Origin of the sequence: Phenylobacterium soli (assembly GCF_003254475.1) — a bacterium.
Lineage (GTDB): Bacteria > Pseudomonadota > Alphaproteobacteria > Caulobacterales > Caulobacteraceae > Phenylobacterium > Phenylobacterium soli.
The window spans coordinates 1121005-1147440 of the sequence record NZ_QFYQ01000001.1 but is presented as its reverse complement, the minus strand read 5'-3'; the positions used below and the strand labels follow the sequence as shown (position 1 = coordinate 1147440).

Genomic DNA, 26436 nt, shown 5'->3' with positions numbered 1-26436 from the left:
GGCGCCTTGTCCACAGGCGTCCGCACCGCGCGTCGCCGCCTGGTTGCGGCGCGGGCGAAATGCATCCGCAGCGGAGTCGCACATGTCCGAAAGTTCTGCTTTTGTTCCGGAGGCGGTTGTTCCGGAAAGGGAGTCGAACATGGCTGACGCGCAACGGATCGCGACCCGTCCCTTCGCGCAGGCGCGCCTGCACCAGGCGCTGCTCGCCCGCTCCAGCCTGTGGGCGGTCTGCCGTTGCGGGCAAGAGGCCCAGATCGATCCGGCCAACTGGCTGGGCCAGGGCCTGAGGCGCCAGCCGCTGGGGGCGCTGGAGACGCGGCTGCGGTGCCAGTGCGGCGCCCGTCAGGCGCGGCTGGAGATCCGCGGCCTTTCCGAAGCCCCGGCCGGCCCGACCGGCGGCATCCACGTCTTCCGCTAAGACGGACCAGACGTTCGGGCGAGCATTCAGACGGGCGACGGCGCCAGCGCCTGAACGATGACGCGCGGCAGCAGGCGGCGCACGTCCTCGGCGCGGCAGAGTTCGGTGCCGTCGGCCATCAGCGCCGCCGAGCCCGCGGCCACCGCATAGGGGAAGGCCTCGGCCAGGGTCAGGTTGGAGGCGAGCGCCCAGACCATGGCGCCGAGGAAGCTGTCGCCGGCGCCGACGGTGGTGATCGGCTCGATGGGCAGGCCCGGCGCACGCAGCACAAGGTCCCGCGTCACCAGCATGGCGCCCTCCGCGCCGAGGGTCAGGGCGACGGCCTCCAGCCGGCGGCCGGCGATCAGCTCGCGGCAGGCGTCCAGCCGCGCGGCGTCGTCGGGCAGCGGCCGGCCGACCAGCTCGGAGAGCTCGCGCAGGTTCGGCTTGATCAGGAAGACGCGCTCATCGAGGGCGGCCTTGAGCGGGGCGCCGGCGCAGTCGAGCGCCAGCCGCGCGCCCCAGCTGCAGACGATCTCGGCCACGCGGGCGTAGAAGTCGTCGGGGGCGCCGGGCGGCAGGCTGCCCGAGGCGCAGACGATGTCCGGCTTGCGCGGCAGCTCGGCCAGGGCGCGAAGGCAGGCCATCCATTCGACGCCGTGGAGGTGCGGGCCGGGCAGGACGAAGCGGTACTGCTGGCCGCTGGCGGCCTCGAGCACGGTGAAGTCCTCGCGGGTCTCGCCGCCGGTCGGCACGACGATGGAGGCCACCTCCTCGCGCTCGACCAGCTGCTGGAGGAGCTGGCCGGTGAAGCCGCCGGCCGGATAGACCGCGATCGCCTCGGCGCCGAGGCGGCGCGCCACGCGGGCCACGTTGATCCCGCCGCCGCCGGGATCGCGGCGGCCCGGGCCGCACCGCAGCTTGCGCAGGGGCTCGACGCGCTCGGTCGAGGTCGAGACGTCGATACCGGGATTGAGCGTCAGGGTGGCGACGAGAGTCATGAACTGGGCCTCCGCCGGCCATGGTGGCGGGGCGGCCGGCGCGCGCCTTGAGGGAAGTCAATTGACCCGCATCAAGGAAGGGCCGGCGGGGGCGGCGCACAAGGGCGGTGCAATCGGTCCTTGCAAAGAGTGAAGCCCATGTCGTCGATCACCGCCGCCCCGGCGAAGACCCTCAAACACCCCTATGCCCTGCCCGGCCACCTGTCGCCGGAGCTGGCGCGCGTCCACGCCTACTGGCGCGGCCTGCTGCGCGGCGCGGCCGAGATGCCGTTCTGGGACGACGCCAAGCTCACCGACCTTCCCGACCTCGCGGACCGTCTGTTCCTGATCGACGTGCTGTCGCCGCCCGAGCGGTTCCGCTTCGCCAGCCTCGGCAAGGCGCTGACGGCCGAGGAGCTGGCCGGCCGCTTCCTGGACGAGATCCGTCCGGCCTCGCCGTTCGCCTTCCTCGCCTCCCAGGCCGCGGCGACGACCGAGAGCGCCCAGCCGACCTACTTCAGGGCCGAGAGCGAGCCCACGGCGGATCTGGGCGGCTACGCCCGCCTGCTGCTGCCCATGTGGGGCGAAGGCAAGATCTCGATGATCCTGGGCGCCGTCGACTTCGGCTGAGGCGCGCCCGCTGAAACGCGCACGGGGGCGCATCTCTCTCTGTCTTCAGTACCGGAGTAAGCCATGCCCGACCTGACCCCCGTGGGCGGTGAAGTCCTCGTCAACGTCGCCACGACCGGGACCCAGAGCCCCGCCGGCCTGGCCGTGCTGCGCGACGGGACCACCGTGGCGCTGTTCACCGACGACGGCGCCGGCGGGATCGCCAAGCTGCGGCTGTTCGATTCCCACGAGCAGCCGCTGGGCGGCGAGATCAGCCTGGGCCCGGCCTGGAACGCCCAGGTGACGGCGTTGGAGGGCGGCGGCTTTGCGGCGAGCTGGATCTCCACCGCGGCCGACCGTTCGGTGGTCCACCTGCAGACCTTCGACGCCGCCGGCCATGCCGTCGGGGCGGCGCAGGATCTCAAGAGCTACGACGAGAAGCTCGACCTGGCGTCGGGGATCAACAGCCAGCAGCACCCGCTCGGCCTGCACATGGCGAGCCTGGCCGACGGCGGCTACGCCGTCGCCTGGACGGTACAGGCCTCGGACTCGATGAGCTTCAAGACCCTGTCGATCCAGGGCCTCATCGTCCACGGCGACGGGCAGTCGCAGACCCTCGGCCAGATCGTGACCGGCGGGACCAAGGCGCTGGTCCCCTACGACACGGTGGCGACGCCGGTGCAACTCGCCGACGGACGGCTGATGCTGACCTGGTGGCAGCAGGCGGCCAGCGCGCCGGCCTCGCCGCAGGACCCGGTGTCCGGCCAGCACATCCTGATGTTCGACGCCGCCGGCGCGCCGATCGGCGCGGGCGTCCACCTCGACTCGGCCATGCCGGCCGACGGCGGGCCGATCGTCGACGGCTCGCACGGGCTGGGCGTCGCCGTGCTGGGCGACGGAGACGTGGCGTTCGGCTGGATCGCCGGCGGCAAGGTCTGGCTGTCGGTGTATCCGGAGAGCGGGCTGGGCCAGGGCAACCTGTCGGGCCGCACCGCGCCGGTGGCGGTGGGCGACACCAACGACGCGGGCGCGCCGCAGGTCGCCGAGCTCGGCGACGGGCGGCTGGTGGTGGCCTGGACGGCGGATGCGGCCGGCGGCAGCGACGTGCTGGCGCGGATCTACAGCGCCGGGGCGGTCCCGGCCGGCGCGGCCTTCCACCTCGGGGACATCACTAGCGGCGCCCAGGACCTGGCCCTGATCGCCGCCCACGGCGACGGGCTCTCGACCCTGTGGCGCGACGACAGCGGCCTGGCCTCGGGCGGCGGGACGGCGGACCTCAGCGGCGCGGGCGTGAAGCTGCAGCTTCTCGGCGCGGCGGCGAGCGGGCCGCATTCGCTGCTGGGCACGGCCGGGCCGGAAGTGCTGGCCGGCGGCGCGGGCGAGGACTGGCTGACCGGCTATGGCGGCGCCGACACCCTCTCCGGCGGCTTCGGCCACGACAAGTTCATCCTCGGCCAGGGCGCGGGCGTCGACCGGGTGCTGGACTTCACCGCCGGCGAGGACCTGATCCTGGTGACCGACGGCGCCGGGGCCATCGCCGACGGCTCCCACGGGGCGCTGATCTTCGACGCGGCGAGCCACACCCTGAGCTTCGATCCCGACGGCGGGCCGGGCCCCGCGGCGGCCGAGCCGCTGGCGATCCTCGACGGGGTAAGCCACGTCGGCGCAAGCGACCTCGCGGCCGGCTTCGCCCCGCACGCCATCAAGGTGATCGCCGCCGACGGCTCCATGGAAAAGACGGTCTTCGACGGCGGCGGCGCCGCCTGGGCGAGCACGGTGACCCAGACCAGCGCCGCGGGCGCGGTGACGAGCTACACGGTCAACCAGGACGACGGCTCTCACTGGACGACCTGGTTCGACGCCCCGGCGACGGAAACCTGGTCGAGCCGCACGGCGGTGGTCGACGCAGCGGGCGCGGTCAGCCTGTATGCCGTGACCTACGACGACGGGCGGCGCGAGGTGTTCAGCTTCGACACCCAGCACGCCCAGCCCTGGTCGCGGATGGTCGACGACTATGACGCGGCAGGGCGGCTCGCCACCCGCGCGACGGTCTATGACGATGGCGTGGTGAAGGTGGCCACCCTGGATGCGGACAACAGCCACCCTTGGAGCATGCTGGTCGACGTCTACGACGCGGCCGGCCGGCTCACCGGCCACTGGACCTACAACGACGACGGCACGTTCGTGGGCTGAGGCGCAGGCCGAGGCGCCCTAGGCCTCCAGCTCGATGTCCCAGTAGAGGTAGTCGAGCCAGCTTTCGTGCAGGTGGTGCGGCGGGAAGCGGCGGCCGTGCTCCTGCAGCTCGAAGGTCGAGGGGCGGCGCGGCTTGTGGCGCGGGTGCATGACCGCCTCGGCCGGCGTGCGGCCGCCCTTCATCAGGTTGCAGCGGGCGCAGGCGGTGACGATGTTCTCCCACGTGGTGCGGCCGCCGCGCGAACGCGGGATGACGTGGTCGAAGGTCAGCTCCTCGGTCGAGGCGCAGTACTGGCAGGTGAAGCTGTCGCGCAGGAACAGGTTGAAGCGCGTGAAGGCCGGCGGCCGGTCCTGGGCCACGTAGTGCTTGAGCGAGACCACGCTCGGCAGCCGCATCTCGAAGGACGGCGAGTGGACCATCTGGTCGTAGGTCGAGACCACGTCGACGCGGTCGAGGAACACCGCCTTGATCACCTCCTGCCACGGCCAGAGCGACAGGGGGTAGTAGGACAAGGGGCGGAAATCGGCGTTCAGCACCAGAGCGGGCCAGCCGGACGGCGGGCGGCTAAGCACCTCCATGAGAGGCGCTCCCGAGCTGTGGCTCCAAGCCTATGGACGCGTGTTGGACCCTGAAGACAAAGCCCTCTCAAGCGAATGCGCCAGCGGCGGATCGCCTCGGGCGGTCCCCGCTGCAGATCGAACTATACGCGTGATTCTGAGACAGCTCCATGTCGGGAGCGAAGTGGCCGGAGCTCGGCTCTACGGCCCGGCTTCCCCAAGCTCAAGTCTTGGTCGCGGGAAGCCACGGCCTCGCCCGGTGGGATGCGCGGGCGAGGCTCTAGCGGCGTCGCATCGGGCCCTTATGCGCCGACGGCGGCGGTGGCGCCAGCAAGCGCCAGGCCCAGGAACACCAGGGCGTACGAGGCGAGGGTGTCGAGGGCGCGGTTCATGGCGATCATGTCGAGCTCCTTATCGGTTGGGACGCCGGGGACCCGGCGCCATGTCCATCTGGACAACGCTTAGATAGCACAAATCTGAACAGTGCCTAGATGGCGATTGTTGCAGTGCAGCTATGCATAAATGCATGTACGCGCCGCACCGTCGGGGCCGTCGAAGTGACGGGAACGACGAAAAAGGGCCCCGGAAGGGTGCCCCTCTACGTCCGGCCTAGTTAAGGGGAGGTTTAGGCGCCGATCGCGGCGAAAGCCGCGGCCGAGGCCAGGCCGAGGAAGAGAAGGAACGCCGGAGCGACGCGGTCGAAGAGGCGTTCGAACCTGGAGAGTTTGGCGAGAGACATGGGACACACACCTTTGAGTTGGACGCCCGCCAAACCCCAGAGGGGAAGCGGGACTGTTCTTGTTGCGGCGCTTACATAGGCTCTATTTAAGCAGTGTCAACATATGAATTGCTGCAGCGCAGCCATTCATAAATGCATGAGATCTCACACGCCGACGGCGGCCAGAGCGGCTGCGGAAGCGAGTCCCAGGCCGAGGAGGAGGGCCGGGGCGAGGCGGTCGAAGAAGCCTTCGAAGCGAGCGATCTTGGCGAGAGACATGGGGCACACACCCTGAATTGGATCCCCGGGGGAGCGGGGCGCGTTCGTTATTTGAACAACGATAAGATAATCCCCATCTAAGCGACGTCAAGATGATCTTTACGTCGTCCAGATATCGATTAAAGTGGAGGTGCGATGAGAGAATCTCAAACCGCCGTTGAAGCCCGCCCCTACCACCACGGCGACCTGCGCCGTGCGCTGGTCGACGCCGCCCGCCGGATCCTCGAGGCCGAGGGCCCCTCGGCCCTGTCGCTCCGCGCCGTGGCGCGCGAGGCAGGCGTCAGTCCGGCGGCGCCCTACCACCACTTCAAGGACAAGGCAGAGCTGCTCGACGCGGTCGCCTCCGAAGGCTGGACCATGCTCGACGCGGCGATGGCCAAGGCCAAGACCGAAAGCTCTCCGCGGGCGGCGATGAACGCCCTGGGCGTGGCCTATGTCTGCTTCGCCCGCGCCAACCCGGCCCTCTATCGGGTGATGTACGACACCGCTCGCGACAAGGAAGCGCTGCCCGAGGCCATGCAGAAGGGCGAGGACAGCGCCTACTGCAAGGTGCGCGACACCCTGGTCGAGACCGGCGCCGATCCCGGCGCGACGGTCGACCTCGAGCTCGCCACCATCGCCGCTTGGTGCGCCGCCCATGGCCTGGCGGAGATGACGGGCTTCAAGCAGTTCGATCCGCTGAAGCAGGAACTCGGCGGCGAGCTGCTCTTCCTGCGGGCCGTGTTCTCCCACATGGGCCTGTTCCCGGGGCACCACGAGGACTAATCAAGCGGGGGTGACAAACACCTTCGTCACCCGCTTCGCCCCCTCGCCCACCGGCTACCTGCACCGTGGGCACGCCTTCTCCGCGCTCACAGCCTGGGAGGCCGCCCGCGCCGCGCCGGACCCCCTTGGCGGGCGCTTCCTGCTGCGCATCGAGGACATCGACCGGACGCGATGCCGGCCGGAGTTCGAAGCCGCCCTCGTCGAGGACCTGGCCTGGCTGGGGGTGAGCTGGGAGACGCCCGTGCGGCGCCAGTCCGACCACCTGGAGGACTATGCCGGCGCCTTGCGCGAGTTGGCGGAGCGGGGCCTCCTCTACCGCTGCTTCAAGACCCGCAAGGAGATCGCCGAAACCATCCAGAGCGCCCCGCACGGCGCCATGGAGGCCTATCGCGGCGAACCTCTGCCGCCGGCCGAGGAGGCGCGGCGGATCGAGGCCGGCGAGCCCTATGCCTGGCGGCTGTCGCTCGACCACGCCGAACGCACGCTCGGCGGCTTCGACACGCTCAGCTTCGTCGAGGAGGGCGAAGGGCCCAACGGCGAGCACGGGGTGATCGCGGCGCGGCCGCAGATCGGCGGCGACGTGGTGCTGGCCCGCAAGGACGTCGGCGTCGCCTATCACCTGGCGGTGGTGTTCGACGACGCCCTGCAGGGGATCACCCATGTGGTGCGCGGCCAGGACCTGTTCGAGGCGGCGCATGTCCAGCGCCTGCTGCAGGCGCTGCTCGGCCTGCCGACGCCCATCTATCGCCACCACCGGCTGCTCACCGGACCCGACGGCAAGCGGTTCGCCAAACGCGATAGGAGCGAGACGCTGCGCGATCTGCGCGAGCAGGGTAAGACGGCCGCTCAGATTCGGACGGAGCTCGGGTTTTGACGGACGTGACGGCCAAGGCGGGCGGAGCGGCGGGCGAGGGCGCCCCGCGCTGGCAGGCGCTGGCGGTGCTGGTGATGGGCGCCTGCGTGATCGGCCTCTCGCCGATCCTGGTGCGGCTGACCGAGACGGGGCCGGCGGCGGCTGGCTTCTGGCGCCTGGCCTTCGCCCTGCCGCTGCTGGCGATGATGACCCGGCGGTCCAACGGTCCGATCAGCCGGCCCTCGCCGCTGGCCCTGATCGCCGGCCTGATGTTCGCCCTCGACCTCGGCTTCTGGCACTACGGCATCAAGTACACCTCGGTGACCAACGCCACGGTGCTGTCCAACCTGACGCCCGTCGTGGTCACCGCCTTCGCCTGGATCTTCCTGAAGCAGCGCCCGCGGACCCTGTTCCTGGTGGCGGTGGCGGTGGCGCTCGGCGGCTCCTGGATGATGGCGCTGGAGAAGGGCGGCGGTCCGGGCGTCAACCCGCCGGTCGGCAACATCCTCTCGGCGACCACGGCCATCTGGTACGCCCTCTACATGATCGCCATCGGCGAGGGCCGCAAACGCGAGGGCGCGTCGAGCCTGATGTTCTGGTCGAGCGTCGTCGGCACGCCCCTGCTGCTCGTCGCCGCCCTGCTGCTCCGCGAGCAGATCATCCCGCTGGGGGCCGCCGGCTGGGCCGCCTGCGCGGGGCTCGGGCTGATGCATGTGGCCGGCCAGGGCTCGATCGCCTGGGCCATGGGCCGCCTGCCTACCTCGACCGCCTCCGTGGTGGTGCTGGTGCAGCCGGTGGTCGCCGCCTGGCTCGGCTATGTGCTGTTCGGCGAGGCGATCGGCCACATGCAGGCGCTCGGCGCGGCGGTGGCGCTGTCCGGCGTGGTGCTCGCCCAGTGGGCCTCGCGCCCGAAGGCCTGACGTCTCAGACCTTCTGCTGGGGCGGCAGGCCCCAGGCGCGGCGGGCGGAGTCGATGGCGGCGAGCTTGGCCTCGAAGACCGACCAGTCGTCAGCCTCGGCGATGGGCGCCCAGATCGCCTCGATCTCGTCGTAGAGCAGCTCCTCCGGCTCCCGCCGGGCGAAGTAGGGATGGCCCAGGCGCCCGGGACGGTCCGGCTCGTAGGTCTTCAGGAGACGCCGGAAGTCCTCGAAGCCTTCCTGGGCATAGAGCTCGGCACGCGGTCCGGCCAGGGCGCGCTCCTCGTCGGCGCAGAACCAGTCGAAGAAGAACGGCTCCCAGCGCAGCGGCTCCGAGCCCGCGGCGATGGCGCGGAACATGGCCTGGACGAAGCCGGCGTCCTCCTCCTCCGAGCGGGGCCTGAGACCCAGGCGATCGAGCATGGCGGCGATCAGTTCGCGGCGGTAGGCGGGGCCGAAGCCGTTCAGCGCCTCGACCAGCGGCTCGGTGGCGGTGACCAGGGAGAGGCAGCCGGCGAGCTGCTGCAGGTTCCAGAACACCGCCTCGGGCTGGCGGCCGAAGGCGTAGAGCCCGGCGCTGTCGAAATAGGCGGCGGTGAAGTTGGGGTCGTTGCGCGGCAGGAAGCGGTAAGGGCCGTAGTCGAAGCTCTCGCCGGTGATCGACATGTTGTCGGTGTTGAGCACGCCGTGGACGAAGCCGGCGGCCATCCAGCGGGCGGTGAGCCGCGCCATGCGCTGGACGACCTCGCCCAGCAGGGCGCTGGCCTTGTCCGCCGCGCGGTCCAGGTGCGGGTAGTAGTGGTCGATGACGTGGCCCACGAGCGTCTCAAGGGCGGCGGTCTTTTCGAAGAAGGCCTGGCGCTGAAAGGTCCCGAAACGGATGTGGCTGTGGGACAGGCGCACCAACACCGAGGCCCGCGTCGGCGAGGGCTCGTCGGTGCGCATCAGCGCCTCGCCCGTCTCGATCAGCGAGAAGGAGCGCGAGGTGGGCACGCCCAGCGCTTCGAGCATGGCGGTGGCCAGCACCTCGCGGACACCGCCCTTCAGGGTCAACCGCCCGTCGCCCTGGCGCGACCAGGGCGTCTCGCCCGAGCCCTTGGTGCCGAGGTCGAGGAGGCGGTTCGTCTCGGCCTCGCGCAGCTGGGCGTAGAGGAAGCCGCGGCCGTCGCCGAGTTCGGGGTTGTAAACGCGGAACTGGTGGCCGTGGTAGCGCTGGGCGAGCGGCGGGGCCAGGTTGTCCGGCAGGGGCTCGAAGCGGCCGAAATGACGGACCCACTCCTCATCGGTCAGGGTATCGAGCCCGACGCTCTGGGCGGCGCGGTCGTTGCGATAGCGCAGGATCGTCTTGGGGAAGTCGGCGGCCGCGACCGGATCGTAGAACTCCGCCCCCAGCTCCGGGAACTTCGGGTCGGCGCGGTAGGCGGGGGTCAGCGGCATGGACCCTCACATTGGCGCTTCCCGCGCCGCCTGCAATGGGCTTAGCCGCCGAGCAGCCGGGCGAGCATCAGGCCCGAGCCCAGCCCACCGACGAAGAACGCGACCCAGAGCAGCCATTCCGGCAGGCCGAGGTCGCTCCGGCGGCGGCGCTTGCCGACCTTGCCGAGGGCGGTGAAGTGGGCCTCGGCGTCGGCCAGCAGACGGGCGCGCAGCTTCGGCGCCTCGGCGCTCAGCAGCGGCTTCCACGGGTGGTCGAGCTTGTCGAGGGCGAGCGCCTGCTGGATGGCGCGGTCCACCGCCTGCTCGATCTTCTTCAGCAAGGCGTGCTCCCAGCGCTCGTTGGGCGTCAGCGGGCGGTTGATCGCCTCGTCGTAGCTGAGGAGGGCGTCCTTCACCGCCGGCTTCACCTCCGCCTCGATGGCCTCGGTGAGGATGAAGGCGACGCGGCGCATGTCCTGCGCCTGGAGGGTCTCGGCCTTGGCCTTCTCGCTGGCCAGCCGCCCGCCCAGCCGCTGGTCCAGGCGGGAAAAGATGCCGGAGACCCGATTCTCGAAGGCCGCATCGCTCATTGCCCGTGGAGGGTGTGGTGCGCCGCCCTGCGCGTCAACGATGCAGCCGGAGCGCTATCCGATGCGCACGCCCATGCCGCCGTCCACCGGCAGGATCGCCCCGGTGACGAAGCGCGACTCCTCGCAAGCCAGGAACAGGGCGGCGTAGGCGGTGTCCCAGGCCGTGCCCATCTTGCCGCCGAGCGGCACCTGGGCGTCGCGGCGGGCGCGGACCTCGGCCTGGCTCTCGCCGCGGGCGGCGGCGATGCCGGCGACCGCCATGGGGGTGTCCATGAAGCCCATCATGATGGCGTTGCAGCGCACGCCCCTGCGGGCGTTGGCCTGGGCGACCGAGGTGGTCAGCCGGTTCACGCCGGCCTTGGAGACCTCGTAGGCGAGCTGGGCGCCGCCGGCGATCGCCGCCAGGGAGGAGATGTTGACGATGGCGCCCGCGCCCTGCTCGCGCAGGACCGAGAGGGCCGCCTTGGTCATCAGCATCATGCCCTTGAGGTTGACCCCCAGGATGCGGTCGAATGCGGCCTCCTCGATCGCGTGGGCCGGCCCGTCGCCGCCGCCGCCGATGCCGACGTTGTTGACCAGCACGTCGAGGCCGCCGAAGCGGTCCTTCGCCGCCTGGACGAGGGCGGCGCAGTCGGCCGCCTTGCTGACGTCGGCCTGGACGGCGACCGCCTCGCCGCCCTCCCCGGCGATCATCCGCACCGTCTCCTCGGCGCGCTCGAGGATGCGGTCGGCGCAAACCACCCTGGCGCCTTCGCGGGCGAAGAGCAGGGAGATGGCGCGGCCGTTGCCGAGGGTCTCGCCCGGCGTCTGGCCGGCGCCGGTGACGATGACCCGCTTGCCTTCGAGACGGCCGGCCACGGCTCAGGAGACCTTCAGCTCTGGATCGACGGTCTGGCCGTCCTCGACCTGCACGCCGAAGGTGTTCAGGAACATCGAGACCTGGGTGTACTGGGCGGCGGTGAAGACCACGTCCATGCACTGCTTCTCGGACCAGTGGGCCTTCAGCTCGGCCCAGGTGGGGTCGGTGATGAACTGGTCGGCGTGCAGCTCGTCGCAGGCCTTGATGAGTACGGCGTCGGCCGGGCTCCAGCCGGCCCCGGCGCCCTGCTTGATGCGAACGATCTCGTCGGCGGTGAGGCCTGACTGCAGGCCGATGCGGGTGTGCTGGGTGAACTCGTAGCCCGAGCGGCAGAGATAGCCGATGCGCAGGATGACGATCTCGCGCTCGCGGGCCGGCAGGTCGTTGCGGCGGGAGAGCACATAGCCGCCCCAGTCGTTGAACCGCTTCAGGGCCTTGGGCGCGCGGGCCAGGGTGCGGAAGATGTTGAGCACCGGGCCGGGCCGGAAGGCTTCCAGCGCCTCGGCCTGCTCGGGCGTGAGCTCGGCGTCGGACAGGGGCGCGATGCGGGGCTTGGACAGTCTCATGGTTCCCTCCGGCACTTTGTTGGTTGGCCAACCTATAGCCGCCGCCGGGCCGCCGCGCAGCGCCGACGTCGATTGTGCTCGGATAGCGTGCTAACCGGGGCCCATGGCCCGGCGCATCACCCTCGATTTCCTGAAGACCGAGAGCGCTTCCGGCGCGATCCTGGCCACGGCGGCGCTGGTCGCCATCGTCATGGCCAACTCGCCGGCCGACGGGCTCTATTTCCGCTTCCTCGAGGCGCCCTTCACCATCCAGATCGGCGGCTTCGCCGAGACCCATCCGGTGCTGGACTGGGTCAAGGAAGGGCTGATGGCGATCTTCTTCTTCGTCGTCGGCCTGGAGATCAAATACGAGGTGCTGAAGGGCGAGCTGGCCAATCCCCGGCGCCTCGCCCTGCCAATCTTCGCCGCGCTCGGCGGCATGGCGGTCCCGGCGCTGATCTATCTGGCGCTGAACGCGGGCGCCGGCGGCGCGCCCCAGGGGTGGCCGACGCCGGTGGCCACGGACATCGCCTTCGCCATCGCCGCCCTGGCGGTCGCCGGGCCGCGGCTGCCGCCGGCGCTGCGCATCTTCCTTTTGACCCTGGCCATCGTCGACGACCTCGGGGCCGTGGCGATCATCGGCGCGGTGTTCACCACCCATGTGCGGGTGGCGGCCCTGACCGCGGCCCTCGCAGCCCTGGCCCTGATGGGGCTGATGGGCCGCTGGCGCCAGGCGCCCTACCTGTTCTACGCCCTCGGCTTCCTGATCGTCTGGGGCTTCACCTTCAAGTCGGGGATCTCGACCTCGGTGGCCGGGGTGGCGGCCGCCATGACCATCCCGGTCGAGCCGAGGAAGCCGGGCCGCCCCGGGGTGCTGCAGGACTTCATGGAGAGCCTGCACCCCTATGTGGCCTATCTGATCCTGCCGCTGTTCGCCTTCTGCGCGGCGGGCTTCGACTTCGGCCGGCTGTCGCTGGACGACCTGTTCGGCCCGGTGTCGCTCGGCGTGGCGCTCGGCCTCTTCCTCGGCAAGCCGCTCGGCGTGTTCGGGGCCATCGCCCTGCTGACCGGGCTGAAGATCGCCCGCCGGCCGATGGGGGCGAAGTGGGTCGAGCTGTTCGGCGTCTCCCTGCTCACCGGCATCGGCTTCACCATGAGCCTGTTCATCGGCGCCCTGGCCTTCCCCGGCGCCGGGCCCGAGCAGGGCCAGGTGCGGGCCGGGGTGATCATGGGCAGCGTGCTCTCGACCCTGGCGGGGTCGGCGGTGCTGGCCTGGGCGCAGGCGCGGCGCAAGGCGGAGGGCTGAGCCGCAAGCGCGGCCGCCGAACTTGCTTTCAGACGGCCTTTCGCGTATGTGCCCCGCTCTTCGGAGCCGCCTGGCCAAAAGGCATGCCAGGGCGGTTCATCAACACGACCTAGAAGGACGGGGCTTCGGCTCCGACGTGAAATGCCGAAACTGAAGACGAAGTCGGGCGCCAAGAAGCGCTTCAAACTCACGGCGTCCGGCAAGCTGAAGGCCGGCGTGGCGGGCAAGCGTCACCGCCTGATCAGCCACAACGCCAAGTACATCCGTCAGAACCGCGGGACCAAGGTGATGAGCGCGTCGGACGCGACCATCATCAAGAAGTTCCTGCCGTACGGCCTGTAAGGGAGATCTGACAGATGGCTCGCGTGAAACGGGGCGTTGTCGCCCACGCCAAGCACAAGAAGGTCCTCGAGCAAGCCAAGGGCTTCTACGGGCGCCGCAAGAACACCATCCGCACCGCCAAGGCGGCCGTGGACAAGGCCGGCCAGTACGCCTACCGCGACCGCAAGGTCCGCAAGCGCAACTTCCGCGCCCTGTGGATCCAGCGCATCAACGCCGCCGCGCGTCTGGAAGGCTTCACCTATTCCCGATTTATCTTCGGCCTTGAGAAGGCCGGGATCGAGATGGACCGCAAGGTGCTTGCGGACATCGCGGGCAAGGATCCGGTCGCTTTCAAGGCCATCGCCGACAAGGTTCGCGCCGCGCTGGCTTAAGGCCTGGGATCACCCGATCTCCAAAGCTTTCAAGAGCCCTCCGGCCGAACCGCCGGGGGGCTTTTTGCTGGCCCCCTTCACCCCGTGAAGACCTGAGGCTAGGACACCCGTCCCATGACTGACCTTTCCCAACTGCAAGCCGACCTGACGGCCCGCGCCGCCGCGGCTCAGGATCTGGCCTCGCTGGAAGCCCTGCGCGTCGAGGCGCTCGGCAAGTCCGGCTCCATCTCCGAGCTGCTCAAGGGCCTGGGCAAGATGAGCCCCGAGGAGCGCCGCGAGCAGGGCCCGGCGATCAACGGCCTGCGCGACGCCGTCGCCGCCGCCATCGCCGAGCGCAAGGCGGACCTCGAGGCCGCCGAGCTCGACGCCAAGCTCGCCTCCGAGTTCGTGGACCTGACGCTGCCGCCGGCCCCCGAGCGCCGCGGCCGGGTCCATCCGACCATGCAGGTGATGGACGAGATGATCGCGATCTTCGCCGAGATGGGCTTCGCCCTGGCCGAAGGTCCGGACATCGAGGACGACTTCCACAACTTCACGGCCCTGAACTTCCCGCCCAAGCACCCGGCGCGGGAGATGCACGACACCTTCTGGCTGCCCGAGGACGCGAACGGCGAGCGCAAGCTGCTGCGCACGCACACCAGCCCCGTGCAGGTGCGGGTGATGCAGCAGGGCCAGAACGGCAAGCTGCCGAGCTGGGTCGCCCAAGGCCAGGCGCCGCCGATCCGGGTGATCGTGCCGGGCCGGGTCTATCGTTCCGACAGCGACGCCACCCACACCCCGATGTTCCACCAGATGGAAGGCCTGGTCATCGACCGCGCCATCCACATGGGTCACCTGAAGTGGACGCTGGAGACCTTCTGCCGGCGGTTCTTCGAGACCTCGGCCGTGGTCACGCGGTTCCGGCCGCACCACTTCCCGTTCACCGAGCCCAGCGCCGAGATGGACGTGCAGTGCGACCGGTCCGGCGGCTCGATCAAGATCGGCGAGGGCGCCGACTGGCTGGAGATCCTCGGTGGCGGGATGGTGCATCCCAACGTGCTGAAGAACTGCGGCCTCGATCCCGACGAGTGGCAGGGCTTCGCCTTCGGCCTCGGCGTCGATCGCCTGGGCGCGCTTAAGTACGGCATGCCGGACCTGCGCGACATGTTCTCGGGCGATGTGCGCTGGATCGAGCACTACGGCTTCTCGGCCTTCCAGGCCCCCAACCCCGCCACCGGCCTGAGCTAAGGGAGAGCGCTGAGATGAAATTCACCCTCTCCTGGCTCAAGGACCACCTGGAGACCGACGCCGGCGTCGACCAGGTGGTGGACGCCATGACCATGGCCGGCCTCGAGGTCGAGCACGTGGAAGACCCGGCGGCCAAGCTGGCCGCCTTCTCGGTGGCCAAGATCGTCGAGGCCGTGCAGCACCCCAACGCCGACCGGCTGCGGGTCTGCCAGGTGGACACCAAGGACGGCCGCAAGGAGATCGTCTGCGGCGCGCCGAACGCGCGGGCCGGCCTGACGACCATCTACGCCCCGCTGGGCGCCTATGTGCCCGGCTCCGGCATCACCCTGGAGGCGCGCCCGGTCCGCGGCGTGGTCTCGAATGGCATGCTGTGCTCGGCCAAAGAACTGGAGATCGCCGAGGAAAGCGACGGCATCGTCGAGCTGCCGGACAGCCTCGGCGTCGGCGTCAGCGCCGCCGAGGCTTTCGGCCTGGAAGCCGTGGTCGACTTCGAGGTGACGCCGAACCGGGCCGACTGGCTGGGCGTGGCCGGCATCGCCCGCGACCTGGCGGCGGCGGGCCTCGGCAAGCTGAAGGACCTCTCGGTCGCGCCGGTGGCCGGCAAGTTCGCCGAGCCGATCGAGATCAAGGTCGACGGCGAGGCCTGCCAGGCGTTCGCCGGCCGGCTGATCAGGGGCGTGAAGAACGGGCCTTCGCCGGAGTGGCTGCAGCAGCGGCTGATCTCGGTGGGCCTGCGGCCGATCAACGCCCTCGTCGACGTCACCAACTACCTTTCCTACGACCGCTGCCGGCCGCTGCACGTCTATGACGCGGCGACGCTGAAGGGCGGCGTCATCGAGGCGCGCCTTGGCCGCGAAGGCGAGGCGGTCGAGGCGCTGGATGGCAAGACCTATCCGGCCGGCCCGGAGGTCTGCGTCATCGCCGACGGCTCGGGGGCCATCGGGCTCGGCGGCGTCATGGGCGGCGAGAGCACCAAGGTGACGGAGGCCACCACCGAGGTCTTCGTCGAGTGCGCCTGGTTCGATCCGATCCGCACGGCCCAGACCGGCCGCGCGCTGGGGCTGGTCTCGGACGCCCAGTACCGGTTCGCCCGCGGCGTCGATCCGGGCTTCGTGGTTCCGGGGCTGGAGCTGGCGACGCAGCTGATCCTCGATCTGTGCGGCGGCGAGCCCTCAGAGATCCAGATGGCCGGCGAGGTCCCCGCCCCGCCCAAGGCCTTCGCCTTCGACCGCGCCTACGTGAAGAAGCTGGCCGGCCTCGACCTGCCGGCGGCCAGGATCGACGCCATCCTGACCGCCCTCGGCTTCGAGCTTTCGGGCGATATGGTGCAGCCGCCCACCTGGCGGCGCGACGTGGAGGGCAAGGCCGACCTCGTCGAGGAAGTGGCGCGCATCGCCGGCTATCCGGCCCTGCCGTCCGAGCCCCTGCCCGAGATCGCCCGGCCGGCCGGCGGCATGCTGACCGTGCGCCAGACGCGGATGAGCAACGCCCGCCGCATGCTGGCGGCGCGCGGCTACGACGAGGCCCTGACCTGGAGCTTCATGCGCACCGACTGGGCGGCGCTGTTCGGCGGCGGCCAGGCGGAGCTGGTGCTGACCAACCCGATCGCCGCCGACCTCGCCTGCATGCGGCCGACGATCATCGCCAACCTGATCGAGGCGGCGGCGCGAAACGCCCGGCGCGGCTTCGAGGACGTGGCCCTGTTCGAGGTCGGCCCGCTGTATCGCGGCGACGGCCCCGGCGACCAGGTGACGGCGGTCACCGCCCTTGTCGCGCCGCATCCGCCGAAGAGCTGGATGAAGGCCCTGCCCGATCCGCTGTTCGCCCTGAAGGCCGACCTCATGGCCCTCCTCGACGAGCTCGGCGCGCCGGCGCTGCAGGTGGTTCAGGGCCAGGCCTCGCCGTGGTTCCATCCGGGACGTTCGGCCAGGCTGCAGCTCGGCCCCAAGAACCTGGTGGCGGAGTTCGGCGAGGTGCATCCCCGGATCCTGAAAGCGCTGGACGCCGAGGGCCCGATGCTGGCCTTCGAGCTGGTGCTGGAGAACATCCCTGAGCCGAAGAAGAAGTCGGTCAAGACCAAGCCGGCGCTGGAGCTCTCCCAGCTCATGCCGCTGACCCGCGACTTCGCCTTCGTTGTGGACGCGGCGACGCCGGCCGGCGAGCTGGCGCGGCCGATCCTGGGCGTCGACAAGCAGCTGATCGAAGCGGCTCGCGTGTTCGACGTCTACCAGGGGCCGGGCGTGCCGGAGGGGAAGAAGTCGATCGCCGTCGAGGTGACGATCCAGCCGCGCGAGAAGACCCTGACCGACGCCGAGATCGAGGCCCTGTCGGCCCGCATCGTCGCAGTGGCCGAGAAGGCGATCGGCGCCAAGCTGCGGGCCTAGCGGTCCGGGAGGGGATGCTGGCATGCTCGGGACATGTTCCCGGGCCCGGCGGCGTCCCCGCTCTTCCTGATCGACCTTGCGCTGCGCAGCGGCGCGGCGGTGCTGCTGGCGCTGCTGGCCGCCGTGCTGCTCCGCGACCACGGCCGGCAGACCGCCGCCCGGCTCGGCGCCGGGTTCATCCTCAGCGCCCTGGCCTATGTGGTCAGCTCCGCCCCCGGCTTCGACCTTGCGGGCCCGCTCGGCTGGCCGCTCGGCGGCCTGGCGGTGGGGGTCAACGTCCTCTTCTGGCTGTTCGCCCGCGCGCTGTTCGACGACGGCTTCCGGCCGCGGCCCGCCCACGCCGTCCTCTGGCTGGCGATCGTGCTGATGGGCCTCGTCCAGACGGCCAGCGAGAGCCTGGGGCCCGCGCCGGTGGCGGCGGCGCTCGGCACGCTGCGCGCGGTCCAGGCGGCGGGCTTCGCCCTGGCGGCCATCGCCCAGGCGCTGGCGAGCTGGCGGTCCGACCTCGTGGAGCCGCGCCGGCGCGTGCGGCTGGTGGTGGTGGCGGCGGCCTTCGCCCACACCATCCTCACCGTGATCGCCGCCGTGGCGACGCGCGGCCGGCCGGCCGCGCCCGAGCGGCTGGCGGACGTCGCCGCGCTGGCGGTCATCGCGCTCATCGCCGCCTGGAGCCTGCTGCGGACCGACGCCAGCGGCGTGCTGGGCGCCGCGCCCCGCCAGGCCGCCCCGGCGACGCGCGATCTCGACCCGGCTGAGCGGAAGCGGCTCGCCGAGCTCGAGCGGCTGATGCGGGAGGAGCGGCTCTACCGCCAGGACCGTCTCTCGATCGGAGAGGTGGCGCACCGCATGGGGGTGGCCGAATACCGCCTGCGGCGGCTGATCAACCAGAGCCTGGGGGAGCGCAACTTCAACGCCTTCCTGAACCGCTTCCGGATCGAGGAGGCGAAAACCGCCCTGGCCGATCCCGGGCAGGCGGAGGTCCCGATCCTGACCATCGCGCTCGACGCCGGCTTCAACTCGCTGGGGCCGTTCAACCGCGCCTTCAAGGCCGACACCGGAGCGACGCCGAGCGACTATCGTCGCACGCAGCTGGGCGGCGACTTGCCGAATTCGAAACTCGGCGCGAAGCGCGCCTCCGGCTGAGGGCAGATCGCGGCCTCCCAACTTCGGAAGGCCCCCATGCTTCGCACCTTGCTCGCTCCTGTCCTGGCGTTCGCCACCCTGCCCCTCGCCGGCTGCGGCACGCTGAGTCCCGTCCGCGCCGCGCGCGTGCCGACCGCCATGGCGGCGCACGAGATCTGCTCGGCCACCTTCGTCTCGGGTCAGGACCCGGAGCGGTTCTATCGCGAGGCGGTGGCGCCGCAGGTCGCGCCCTTGGCGGGGCTGCTGCGCCGCGATGTCGACCGCCAGGGCCAGGCGGTCACCACCAGCCTGGCGGGCCTGGCCCGCAGCCGGGCGGTGTTCCGCGGGCCGCTGGGCTGCGTCATCGATGAGGGCGTGACCCCGCCGGCCGTCGCCCTGCCGCGCGAGCGGGCGCCGGCCCTGCTGGCGCCGATCGCCGGACCCGCGCCCGTTGAGCCTGCCGACCCGGCGCTGAAGGCCGCGCTCGACCGCGCCTTCGCCGAGCCGGCGGCGGCGCCGCACCGCTGGACCCATGCGGTGGTGATCGTCCACGACGGCCGGATCGTCGCCGAGCGCTACGGCCCGGGTTATGGCGTCGACACTCCGGTGCACGGCTGGTCGATGACCAAGACGGCGACCAATGCGCTGCTCGGCGTGCTGGTCCGACAAGGCCGGCTGTCGATGGAGGCGCCGGCGCCCGTGGCCGCCTGGGCCGATCCGCGCGATCCGCGCCACGCCATCACGCCCGACGAGTTGCTGCGGATGACCAGCGGGCTGAAGCTCGGCCAGTCGCTGATGTCGGACTGGCGCACGGCCTTCGATCCCGCCGCCCAGACGATGTTCGCGGTTCCGGACATGGCCGGGGCCGCCGCGGCCGCGCCCCTCGCGCATGCGCCCGGGACCAGCTGGACCTATTCCGACGGCAGCACCGCCATCCTGGCGCGCATCGTCACGAACGCGACGGGCGGGCCGGCGGGCGTGCAGGCCTTCGCCCGCCGGGAGGTTTTCGACCGGCTCGGCATGGAGGATGTGACCCTGGAGACCGACGCCATGGGCTCGCCGATCGGCGCGACCCAGATGCTGGCGAGCGCGCGGGACTGGGCGCGGCTCGGCCTGCTCTACCTGGACGATGGGGTGGTGGGCGGCGAGCGGATCCTGCCCGCCGGGTGGGTCGCCTATTCCACGCGCCTGACGCCGGGCAGCGAGCGGTTCGGCTACGGCGCGGGGCTGTGGGTCAACGGCGACAACGATGGCGCGCGGGCGACGCGGCCGCACATGCCGGCCGGCAGCTTCATGGCCCGCGGGGCGCGCGGGCAGTACGTGGTCGTGGTCCCCTCGGCGCGGCTGGTGGTGGTCAGGCTCGGCGACGCCGACACCTTCGCCGGCGACATCCGCGCCGCCGACCGGCTGGTCGGCGACGCCGTGGCCTGGGCGAACGCCCGGCGCTGAACCTGCGTCCAGCCCATTGCGGGCGGGCGCGCGGTGACTACCTTGGCCTCATGGCCGAGCCCGACCGAACCCCGTCCCGCAAGCCCGCCGCCGAACGTGCGCTGGAGCTCTGGATCTTCCGCTCCCGCTGGCTGCTGGCGCCGTTCTACATCGGGCTGATCGTGGCGCTCGGCGCCCTGCTCGTCGTGTTCGCCAACGAGGCGGTCCACGAGCTGTCAGGCGTGATGTCGATGAAGCCGGAGGGCGCGATCCTCATGGCCCTGTCGATGATCGACCTGTCGCTGGCGGCCAACCTGCTGCTGATCGTGATCTTCTCGGGCTACGAGAACTTCGTCTCGAAGATCGACACCGGCGGGGACGAGGACCGGCCCGACTGGATGGGGGCGGTGGATTTCTCGGGCCTGAAGCTGAAGCTCATCGCCTCGATCGTGGCGATCAGCGCCATCGCCCTCCTCAAGGCCTTCATGAAGCTCACCGAGGGCGAGGGGCCGGACGACCGGACCCTGGCCTGGCTGGTCGGGGTGCACGTGACCTTCGTGGTCTCGGGCGTGCTGCTGGCGCTGATGGACTGGCTGTCGGGCAAGACCGAGAAGCACTGACGTCCCAGTCGACCAGGGCTCACTCGGCCGGAAGGATGACCTTCGTCCGGCCTGGACGCAGCGCAGCCGACCAGACCTTCAGCGGGTGCAGGTACTGGCCCATCGCGCCCTTGCCCATGTCCTCGCGCACGCCGAGCGGGACCTCGCAGGGGCCCGGCTGGTGGTAGGTGCCGAACGCGCGGTCGAAGACCGAGAACACCGTCGCGAAGTTCCAGCCGGCGCCCGGCACGTCGCGGGCGTGGTGCCAGCGGTGCATGACCGGCGAGTTGAACAAGAGGCCCGCCTTGCCGAGCGTCCAGGGCACGTCGGCGTGGATCACGTAGCCGTAGTAGTGACGCACGAAGACGTTGCCGGCCTGGGCCCAGAAGGGGAAGCCGAGGGCGGCGAGGATCACGGTGTCCAGCGCCGAGCCGAAGCGGTCGACCGGGTGCATGCGCTCGAGCGTGAACCAGGTCATGTGGGTGTCGGAGTGGTGGATGGCGTGGGCCGGCCACAGCCACTTCGAATGCTGGGCGCGGTGGCGCCAGTAGCCGACGAAGTCGCCGACGAAGACGGTGGCGAAGAGGGTCGGCGCCGGCCCGATGGTGGCCCAGAGCGCCGGCGCCTCGAAGCCCAGGCCGCGCTCGCGCAGCCAGGTCCCGAGCCAGGCGACGAAGAGCGAGACCGCGGGTGTGACGGTGAGCTGGTCGACCACGGACAGCACCATGGTGATGCGCGCCTGCGGCAGGGCGGAGCGGCCGTCCTCGACCCAGGTGGCAGGCTTCACCACGCGCGCCAGGGCGGCGAAGACCACCGCCAGCATGGCGAGGGCGACCAGGGCCTGCCAGAGACCGAGCGCGTCGTCGACGAGGAACTTGATGACCGGCGCCAAGGGACCCTCCACGCGCGCCATCCTGCGCGAGCGCGGCAAATCTTGGATTAACGGCCGGCGCGCAGGATGACGGCCTCGCTTAGAGGCGGAGCGCAGCGGCGCGATGAACTGGATCAAGGCCGGGAGACGGGGTGGCGGCCTGCGCCTCGCCCTGGCGATGGTCGGCCTCGCCGCGGCCGTCGCGCTGAGCGCCGAGCGGCTGTGGCTCGCCGCCGTCCAGCCGCTGTGGTTCGACGAAGCCTGGACCCTGGCGATCGCCACGGCGCCAGACTGGCGAAGCGTCGTCCACGAGGCCTGGATCGACGTCAACGCGCCGCTGTTCTACGCCCTCGCCCACGCCTGGACGGCGGTGGCCGGATCCTCGGATCTGGCGCTGCGCATCCCCGCCCTCGCCGCCGTGCTGATCGCCGCCGCCCTGCCGCTCGTCCGGCGCGTCGAGGGGCTGAAGCTCGAGGGCCGGCTGGCGCTGTCCATCCTGATCCTCGCCTGGTGGGGCGTGGACGTGTTCCTCGCGGGCCGCTGCTATGGGCTGCTGCTGGCCCTGACGACGGCCCAGACCCTCGCCTTCGCCGACCTGGCGCGCGCGCCGGGCGGCCGCCGGGCCTGGACCTGGGCGAGCCTCGCGGCGCTTTCGATCCTCACCCACTACTACGCCGCGATCCTCGTCGCCGTGCAGGGGCTGGCCTACCTGGCGAGCGGGCGGCGGGCGGCGCTCAAGACCTGGCCCGCGGCCCTGGCCTTCGCGCCCGCCCTCGCCTGGATCGCCTGGCACGCCCCGCGGCTGAAGGCCTATGCGGCGGGCGACGTCGCCTGGCACGCCGCCCTCGGCGCCGACCAGGCGGCCGGCATGGCGGGCTTTATCCTCGACCCCTCCGCGCCGGCGCTCGGGCTCGTCGCCGCGCTCGTGCTGGGCCTCGGCTTCCTGCTGGCGCGGAACCGGGCGGCGGACCAGCCCACGGCGCTGTGGCTGGCGGCCGGCTGTTCGCTCGTGGCCCTCGCCCTGACGCTGGCGTCGGGCGTCCTGCGCCCGAGCCTCACCGCCCGCTACCTGATCCCGGCCGCGCCCGGCCTGCTGCTCGGCCTGGTGCTGATGGCGCAGGGGATGCGGCGCCCGGCGCTGGCGACCGGCGGCCTGGTGATCGTCTACCTGGCGAGCGCTCTCTGGCCCGGACGGCTGGACGCTGGGCTGAGATCGCAGAGCCCCTATGGCTTCGAGGCGGCCTCGGCCGAGCTGACGCGGCAGGGCGTGAGCGACGTCGCCTTCGCCTGGGACCACGAGGTGACGGCCCTGATCCCGCCCGACACCCTGGCGCGGCTCGGCGGGGTGTTCTTCCGCCGGGCGGGGGCGAGCGTGCGCATGCATCCGGTGGTGACGCGGCCGGGCGACGACGTGAACCGCCTCGCCCTGGCGGCGGCGCGCGGCCCGCGGCCCGGGATCATCTGGATCTACAACCGCACGGGCCGCACGGCGGCGGCGCTCCATCCGCCGCAGATCGCGAGCGTCGATCCGCGATGGACCTGCCGGCGCACCGGCGACGAGAGCATCGGCGCCCTCGCCTGCTGGCGGCGCTGATCAGAACGGCAGGATGTGGCGCTTGCGGGTGTAGGCCAGGTAGCCGACGTTCGCGCCCAGCCGGAAGCCGATGCCCGCGCGCATGGGCGCCAGGATGATCTCGTCCGCCTGCTGGTAGTTCACCCCGATGCCGCCGATGAAATAGGCCGAGCCCTCGACCCCCGGGAAGCGCTGGAAGATCAGGTTCGGGTCGTCGAGGTGGTAGCAGAGGGTGAAGACGCGGCTGGCGTTGCCGCCGGTGTCGAAGCCGATCGACGGGCCCTGCCAGTAGACCTCGATGGGCGCGCGGTCCTTCATGTAGAGCAGGCCCTTGCCGTAGCGCGCGCCGATGCCGATGGCGCCGGAGCCCTCGGTGCCGGCGATGTAGGCGGTGGGCCGGCCCTGCTTGGCGAAGATCCGCTCGACGGCCGCGCCGGCGCTCTCGGCCGTGACGCCCAGGAAATCGGAGACCGAGCCGACGATCTCGTCCTCGGAATAGGTCTTGGCGTGCGGCGGGGGCGCGCCCTCGGCCGGATAGGCGGGCGTCGAGTTGGGGGTCGGCGGGGCTTCGGGCGGCGGCGGAGGAGGAGGCGGCGCGGCGCCGCGCGGCTCGGCCGGCGGCAGGGTGCGGGTCTCGGTCTGGGCGTGTGCGAAGCTCGCAGCCCCCAGGCTCACGAGTCCGGAGACGATCAGCGTACGGCGGTCCATCGGGCGCAAGGCCTCCAAGCAAGTCGTTCGATCAGCACCCCGCCCCCTGATTGCGGACCTGAGCTTAACGCCGGATTAACCACGTTCGCCCGGATGGCTCATCGGAGACATATCGAGCCCGCGACGCCGCGCGCCTCGCGAAGCGGCGGGAATGTGCTAGACGGGCGCGCAATGACGACCCCGCTCTCCAAGATCCGCAACTTCTCGATCGTGGCCCACATCGACCACGGCAAGTCGACCCTGTCCGACCGGCTCATCCAGGAGACCGGCGCGCTGACCCAGCGCGAGATGACCGAGCAGGTCCTCGACAACATGGACATCGAGCGCGAGCGGGGCATCACCATCAAGGCCCAGACCGTGCGCCTGCACTACAAGGCCGACGACGGCGAGACCTATGTCCTCAACCTGATGGACACGCCCGGGCACGTGGACTTCGCCTATGAGGTCTCGCGCAGCCTGGCGGCCTGCGAGGGCTCGATTCTGGTGGTGGACGCCTCGCAGGGCGTCGAGGCCCAGACCCTGGCCAACGTCTACCAGGCGATCGACAACAACCACGAGATCGTGCCGGTCCTGAACAAGATCGACCTGCCGGCCGCCGAGCCCGAGCGGGTGCGCCAGCAGATCGAAGACGTCATCGGCCTCGACGCCTCCGACGCGGTGGAGTGCTCGGCCAAGACCGGCATCGGCATCCACGACGTGCTGGAAGCGGTGGTCAAACGCCTGCCGCCGCCGAAAGGCGACCCGGACGCGCCGCTGAAGGCCCTGCTGGTGGACGCCTGGTACGACGCCTATCTCGGCGTGATCGTGCTGGTGCGGGTGTTCGACGGCACCCTGCGCGCCGGCCAGAAGATCAAGATGATGCAGACGGGCGCCACCTACCAGATCGACCGGATCGGGGTGTTCAGGCCCAAGCGCACCGACCTGGAAGAGCTCGGCCCGGGCGAGGTCGGCTTCATCACCGCCCAGATCAAGGAAGTCGCCCACGCGGCCGTCGGCGACACCATCACCGACGAACGCAAGCCCACGGACAAGCCGCTGGCCGGCTTCCGCGAGGTGCAGCCGGTGGTGTTCTGCGGCCTCTTCCCCGTGGACGCCGCCGAGTTCGAGGACCTGCGGGCCGCCATCGGCCGCCTGCGCCTGAACGACGCCTCCTTCACCTACGAGATGGAGACCAGCGCGGCCCTGGGCTTTGGCTTCCGCTGCGGGTTCCTGGGCCTGCTGCACCTGGAGATCATCCAGGAGCGGCTCTCCCGCGAGTTCGACCTCGACCTGATCGCGACGGCGCCGTCGGTGGTCTATCGGATCAAGCTCACCAACGGCGACGAGATCGAGCTGCACAACCCGGCCGACCTGCCGGACCCGGTGAAGATCGAGGCCATCTCCGAGCCCTGGATCAAGGCGACCATCTTCACGCCCGACGAGTACCTGGGCGGCATCATCAAGCTCTGCCAGGACCGCCGGGGCGAGCAGCGCGAGCTGTCGTACGTCGGCACGCGGGCGATGGTGGTCTACGACCTGCCGCTCAACGAGGTGGTGTTCGACTTCTACGACCGGCTGAAGTCGATCTCTAAGGGCTATGCCTCCTTCGACTACCAGATCGAGGGCTACCGCGAGGGCGACCTCGTGAAGATGTCGATCCTGGTGAATGCCGAGCCGGTGGACGCGCTCTCCATGCTGGTCCACCGCGACCGCGCCGAGACCCGCGGCCGCGGGATGGTCGAGAAGATGAAGGAACTGATCCCGCCGCACATGTTCCAGATCCCGATCCAGGCGGCGATCGGCGGCCGGATCATCGCCCGCGAGACGGTGCGGGCGCTGCGCAAGGACGTGACGGCCAAGTGCTACGGCGGCGACGCCACCCGCAAGCGCAAGCTCCTCGACAAGCAGAAGGAGGGCAAGAAGCGCATGCGCCAGTTCGGCAAGGTCGAGATCCCGCAGGAAGCCTTCATCGCCGCCCTGAAGATGGACGCGGACTGACGAACTCCCCCTAGGGGGAGGATCTGGCCGCGCTAGGCCTCGTCGCGCCCTTCGACGACCAGGATCTGGGCGCCGCCGCGGGGGTGGGCGACGTGTTCCTCGCCCTTCTGGATGTGCAGGATGTCGCCGGGCTCGAGGACGATGACGCGCTCCGCCCGGTCCGGGCCGCGGACATGCATGTCGACGATCCCGCCAAGAACGACGAACACCTCCTCGCCGGTGTTGGCGTGCCACTCGAAGGGCTGGTCGGTCCAGCGCAGCTTGACGAGCGCGTCCGGGATCTCGGCGATGTTCGGGCCGCGCCAGGCGGCTTCGGCGGTGAAGGCCGCCCCCTTGAAGGTCTGCATGGGGCCCTGCTAGAGCCGCCGCGTCGAGGCCGAAATGACAGACTTCCCACCTTTCCAGCCAGTCGACCTCAGCGCGGCCGGACCACCCGCCAGAGCCAGAGCGCATAGGCGAAGACCGCGAGATAGAGGCCGGTGAACACCCAGATCGGCAGGGGCCAGTAGATCAGGCTGTTGACGGTCCGCATGATCAGGGGATCGGCGCGGCCGCCGCCGGTGAGCGCGTCCTGCCACAGGGTCAGGACACAGGCGCGGCCGAGGACCGCCTGCACCGCGACCGCCGCCAGGGAAACGAGGTGCAGCGCCCGCCACCAGCGCACCCGCACCCAGACCCAGCCGCGCCAGGCGCCGAGCGGGGTGGCCACGAGGCCGAAGACATTGAAGGCGATGACCAGGAGGTGGAGCGCCAGCACCGCCCGGCCGAGCAACGCGGTCATGCCGCGAGCTTAGGCCTAAGCCTATGATGTGTCGCGGAACCGCCGCCGCGCCCGCGGGTTCGGCGCC

Annotated in this window: 26 protein-coding genes; 16 read left to right on the top strand and 10 right to left on the bottom strand. The window is 71.0% G+C overall.

Features of this window, described 5'->3' with window-relative positions:
* The first annotated feature begins 139 nt into the window (after positions 1 to 139).
* Complete coding sequence (locus DJ017_RS05775) at positions 140 to 418, top strand: hypothetical protein (protein WP_111527817.1); 279 nt, start codon at positions 140 to 142, stop codon at positions 416 to 418.
* A 26-nt stretch (positions 419 to 444) separates the two neighbouring features.
* Here the strand turns inward: DJ017_RS05775 and DJ017_RS05770 are convergent, their stop codons facing one another.
* The gene (locus DJ017_RS05770) at positions 445 to 1398 is read right to left on the bottom strand and encodes a 1-phosphofructokinase family hexose kinase (protein ID WP_111527816.1); all 954 of its coding nucleotides are present in this window, start codon (positions 1396 to 1398) and stop codon (positions 445 to 447) included.
* 138 nt (positions 1399 to 1536) lie between these two features.
* On the opposite strand from DJ017_RS05770, the gene DJ017_RS05765 reads away from it, so the two are divergent.
* Both DJ017_RS05765 and DJ017_RS05760 read left to right on the top strand, forming a co-directional pair.
* A complete protein-coding gene (locus DJ017_RS05765; protein WP_111527815.1) occupies positions 1537 to 2007 on the top strand; it encodes a PAS domain-containing protein in 471 nt (156 codons plus the stop codon).
* Positions 2008 to 2070: 63 nt separating this feature from the next.
* Positions 2071 to 4179 (top strand): calcium-binding protein, encoded by a 2109-nt coding sequence (locus DJ017_RS05760; RefSeq protein ID WP_111527814.1) that lies wholly within the window; start codon positions 2071 to 2073, stop codon positions 4177 to 4179.
* Between the two features lie 18 nt (positions 4180 to 4197).
* Here DJ017_RS05760 and DJ017_RS05755 read toward each other — a convergent pair whose 3' ends face one another.
* Positions 4198 to 4758, bottom strand: coding sequence for an HNH endonuclease (locus tag DJ017_RS05755; RefSeq protein WP_111527813.1), 561 nt, complete (start codon positions 4756 to 4758; stop codon positions 4198 to 4200).
* A 1111-nt stretch (positions 4759 to 5869) separates the two neighbouring features.
* On the opposite strand from DJ017_RS05755, the gene DJ017_RS05750 reads away from it, so the two are divergent.
* The 3 genes from DJ017_RS05750 to DJ017_RS05740 are packed head-to-tail and all read left to right on the top strand — an operon-like array spanning position 5870 to position 8272.
* A complete protein-coding gene (locus DJ017_RS05750; RefSeq protein ID WP_111527812.1) occupies positions 5870 to 6499 on the top strand; it encodes a TetR/AcrR family transcriptional regulator in 630 nt (209 codons plus the stop codon).
* Positions 6500 to 6509: 10 nt separating this feature from the next.
* Positions 6510 to 7373 (top strand): tRNA glutamyl-Q(34) synthetase GluQRS, encoded by an 864-nt coding sequence (gene gluQRS / locus DJ017_RS05745; protein ID WP_111527811.1) that lies wholly within the window; start codon positions 6510 to 6512, stop codon positions 7371 to 7373.
* A 5-nt stretch (positions 7374 to 7378) separates the two neighbouring features.
* The gene (locus DJ017_RS05740; RefSeq protein ID WP_227000204.1) at positions 7379 to 8272 is read left to right on the top strand and encodes a DMT family transporter; all 894 of its coding nucleotides are present in this window, start codon (positions 7379 to 7381) and stop codon (positions 8270 to 8272) included.
* Between the two features lie 4 nt (positions 8273 to 8276).
* Here DJ017_RS05740 and DJ017_RS05735 read toward each other — a convergent pair whose 3' ends face one another.
* From DJ017_RS05735 to DJ017_RS05720, 4 genes are read right to left on the bottom strand one after another with little or no spacing between them, the layout of a single operon-like run.
* Positions 8277 to 9707, bottom strand: coding sequence for a protein adenylyltransferase SelO (locus DJ017_RS05735; protein WP_111527810.1), 1431 nt, complete (start codon positions 9705 to 9707; stop codon positions 8277 to 8279).
* Positions 9708 to 9748: 41 nt separating this feature from the next.
* Positions 9749 to 10276, bottom strand: a complete 528-nt coding sequence (locus DJ017_RS05730) for a hypothetical protein (protein WP_111527809.1) — start codon at positions 10274 to 10276, stop codon at positions 9749 to 9751.
* A gap of 54 nt (positions 10277 to 10330) precedes the next feature.
* The gene (locus tag DJ017_RS05725; protein WP_111527808.1) at positions 10331 to 11134 is read right to left on the bottom strand and encodes an SDR family NAD(P)-dependent oxidoreductase; all 804 of its coding nucleotides are present in this window, start codon (positions 11132 to 11134) and stop codon (positions 10331 to 10333) included.
* Between the two features lie 3 nt (positions 11135 to 11137).
* Positions 11138 to 11701, bottom strand: coding sequence for a carboxymuconolactone decarboxylase family protein (locus DJ017_RS05720; RefSeq protein WP_111527807.1), 564 nt, complete (start codon positions 11699 to 11701; stop codon positions 11138 to 11140).
* 103 nt (positions 11702 to 11804) lie between these two features.
* Between DJ017_RS05720 and nhaA the strand changes: the two genes are divergently transcribed.
* The 8 genes from nhaA to DJ017_RS05680 all read left to right on the top strand — a co-directional run bounded on the left by nhaA (position 11805) and on the right by DJ017_RS05680 (position 20480).
* A complete protein-coding gene (gene nhaA, locus DJ017_RS05715; RefSeq protein WP_111527806.1) occupies positions 11805 to 12986 on the top strand; it encodes a Na+/H+ antiporter NhaA in 1182 nt (393 codons plus the stop codon).
* A gap of 141 nt (positions 12987 to 13127) precedes the next feature.
* Positions 13128 to 13328, top strand: a complete 201-nt coding sequence (gene rpmI, locus DJ017_RS05710; protein ID WP_111527805.1) for a 50S ribosomal protein L35 — start codon at positions 13128 to 13130, stop codon at positions 13326 to 13328.
* A gap of 14 nt (positions 13329 to 13342) precedes the next feature.
* Positions 13343 to 13699 (top strand): 50S ribosomal protein L20, encoded by a 357-nt coding sequence (gene rplT / locus DJ017_RS05705; protein WP_111527804.1) that lies wholly within the window; start codon positions 13343 to 13345, stop codon positions 13697 to 13699.
* 114 nt (positions 13700 to 13813) lie between these two features.
* A complete protein-coding gene (gene pheS, locus DJ017_RS05700) occupies positions 13814 to 14926 on the top strand; it encodes a phenylalanine--tRNA ligase subunit alpha (protein WP_111527803.1) in 1113 nt (370 codons plus the stop codon).
* A 14-nt stretch (positions 14927 to 14940) separates the two neighbouring features.
* Entirely contained in the window at positions 14941 to 17310 is a 2370-nt protein-coding gene (gene pheT, locus DJ017_RS05695) for a phenylalanine--tRNA ligase subunit beta (RefSeq protein ID WP_111527802.1), read from the top strand.
* A 33-nt stretch (positions 17311 to 17343) separates the two neighbouring features.
* On the top strand, positions 17344 to 18453 hold the full coding sequence (locus DJ017_RS05690; protein WP_111527801.1) for a helix-turn-helix domain-containing protein: 1110 nt from the start codon (positions 17344 to 17346) through the stop codon (positions 18451 to 18453).
* Between the two features lie 36 nt (positions 18454 to 18489).
* Entirely contained in the window at positions 18490 to 19881 is a 1392-nt protein-coding gene (locus DJ017_RS05685) for a serine hydrolase domain-containing protein (protein ID WP_111527800.1), read from the top strand.
* Positions 19882 to 19931: 50 nt separating this feature from the next.
* Positions 19932 to 20480: a TIGR00645 family protein gene (locus DJ017_RS05680; protein ID WP_111527799.1), complete on the top strand. Its 549-nt coding sequence runs from the start codon at positions 19932 to 19934 to the stop codon at positions 20478 to 20480.
* 19 nt (positions 20481 to 20499) lie between these two features.
* On the opposite strand, the gene DJ017_RS05675 is transcribed toward DJ017_RS05680, so the two are convergent.
* Positions 20500 to 21351 (bottom strand): sterol desaturase family protein, encoded by an 852-nt coding sequence (locus tag DJ017_RS05675; RefSeq protein ID WP_165830533.1) that lies wholly within the window; start codon positions 21349 to 21351, stop codon positions 20500 to 20502.
* 103 nt (positions 21352 to 21454) lie between these two features.
* On the opposite strand from DJ017_RS05675, the gene DJ017_RS05670 reads away from it, so the two are divergent.
* The gene (locus tag DJ017_RS05670) at positions 21455 to 22924 is read left to right on the top strand and encodes a hypothetical protein (RefSeq protein WP_111527797.1); all 1470 of its coding nucleotides are present in this window, start codon (positions 21455 to 21457) and stop codon (positions 22922 to 22924) included.
* Here DJ017_RS05670 and DJ017_RS05665 read toward each other — a convergent pair whose 3' ends face one another.
* Positions 22925 to 23611: a DUF1134 domain-containing protein gene (locus DJ017_RS05665; RefSeq protein WP_111527796.1), complete on the bottom strand. Its 687-nt coding sequence runs from the start codon at positions 23609 to 23611 to the stop codon at positions 22925 to 22927. It lies immediately after the preceding gene.
* A gap of 171 nt (positions 23612 to 23782) precedes the next feature.
* Here DJ017_RS05665 and lepA point away from each other — a divergent pair, with 171 nt between their 5' ends.
* Complete coding sequence (lepA, locus tag DJ017_RS05660; RefSeq protein WP_111527795.1) at positions 23783 to 25588, top strand: translation elongation factor 4; 1806 nt, start codon at positions 23783 to 23785, stop codon at positions 25586 to 25588.
* A gap of 32 nt (positions 25589 to 25620) precedes the next feature.
* On the opposite strand, the gene DJ017_RS05655 is transcribed toward lepA, so the two are convergent.
* Both DJ017_RS05655 and DJ017_RS05650 read right to left on the bottom strand, forming a co-directional pair.
* Positions 25621 to 25935: a cupin domain-containing protein gene (locus tag DJ017_RS05655; protein ID WP_111527794.1), complete on the bottom strand. Its 315-nt coding sequence runs from the start codon at positions 25933 to 25935 to the stop codon at positions 25621 to 25623.
* A gap of 68 nt (positions 25936 to 26003) precedes the next feature.
* Positions 26004 to 26369: a DUF2784 family protein gene (locus DJ017_RS05650; RefSeq protein WP_111527793.1), complete on the bottom strand. Its 366-nt coding sequence runs from the start codon at positions 26367 to 26369 to the stop codon at positions 26004 to 26006.
* Positions 26370 to 26436 lie beyond the last annotated feature (67 nt).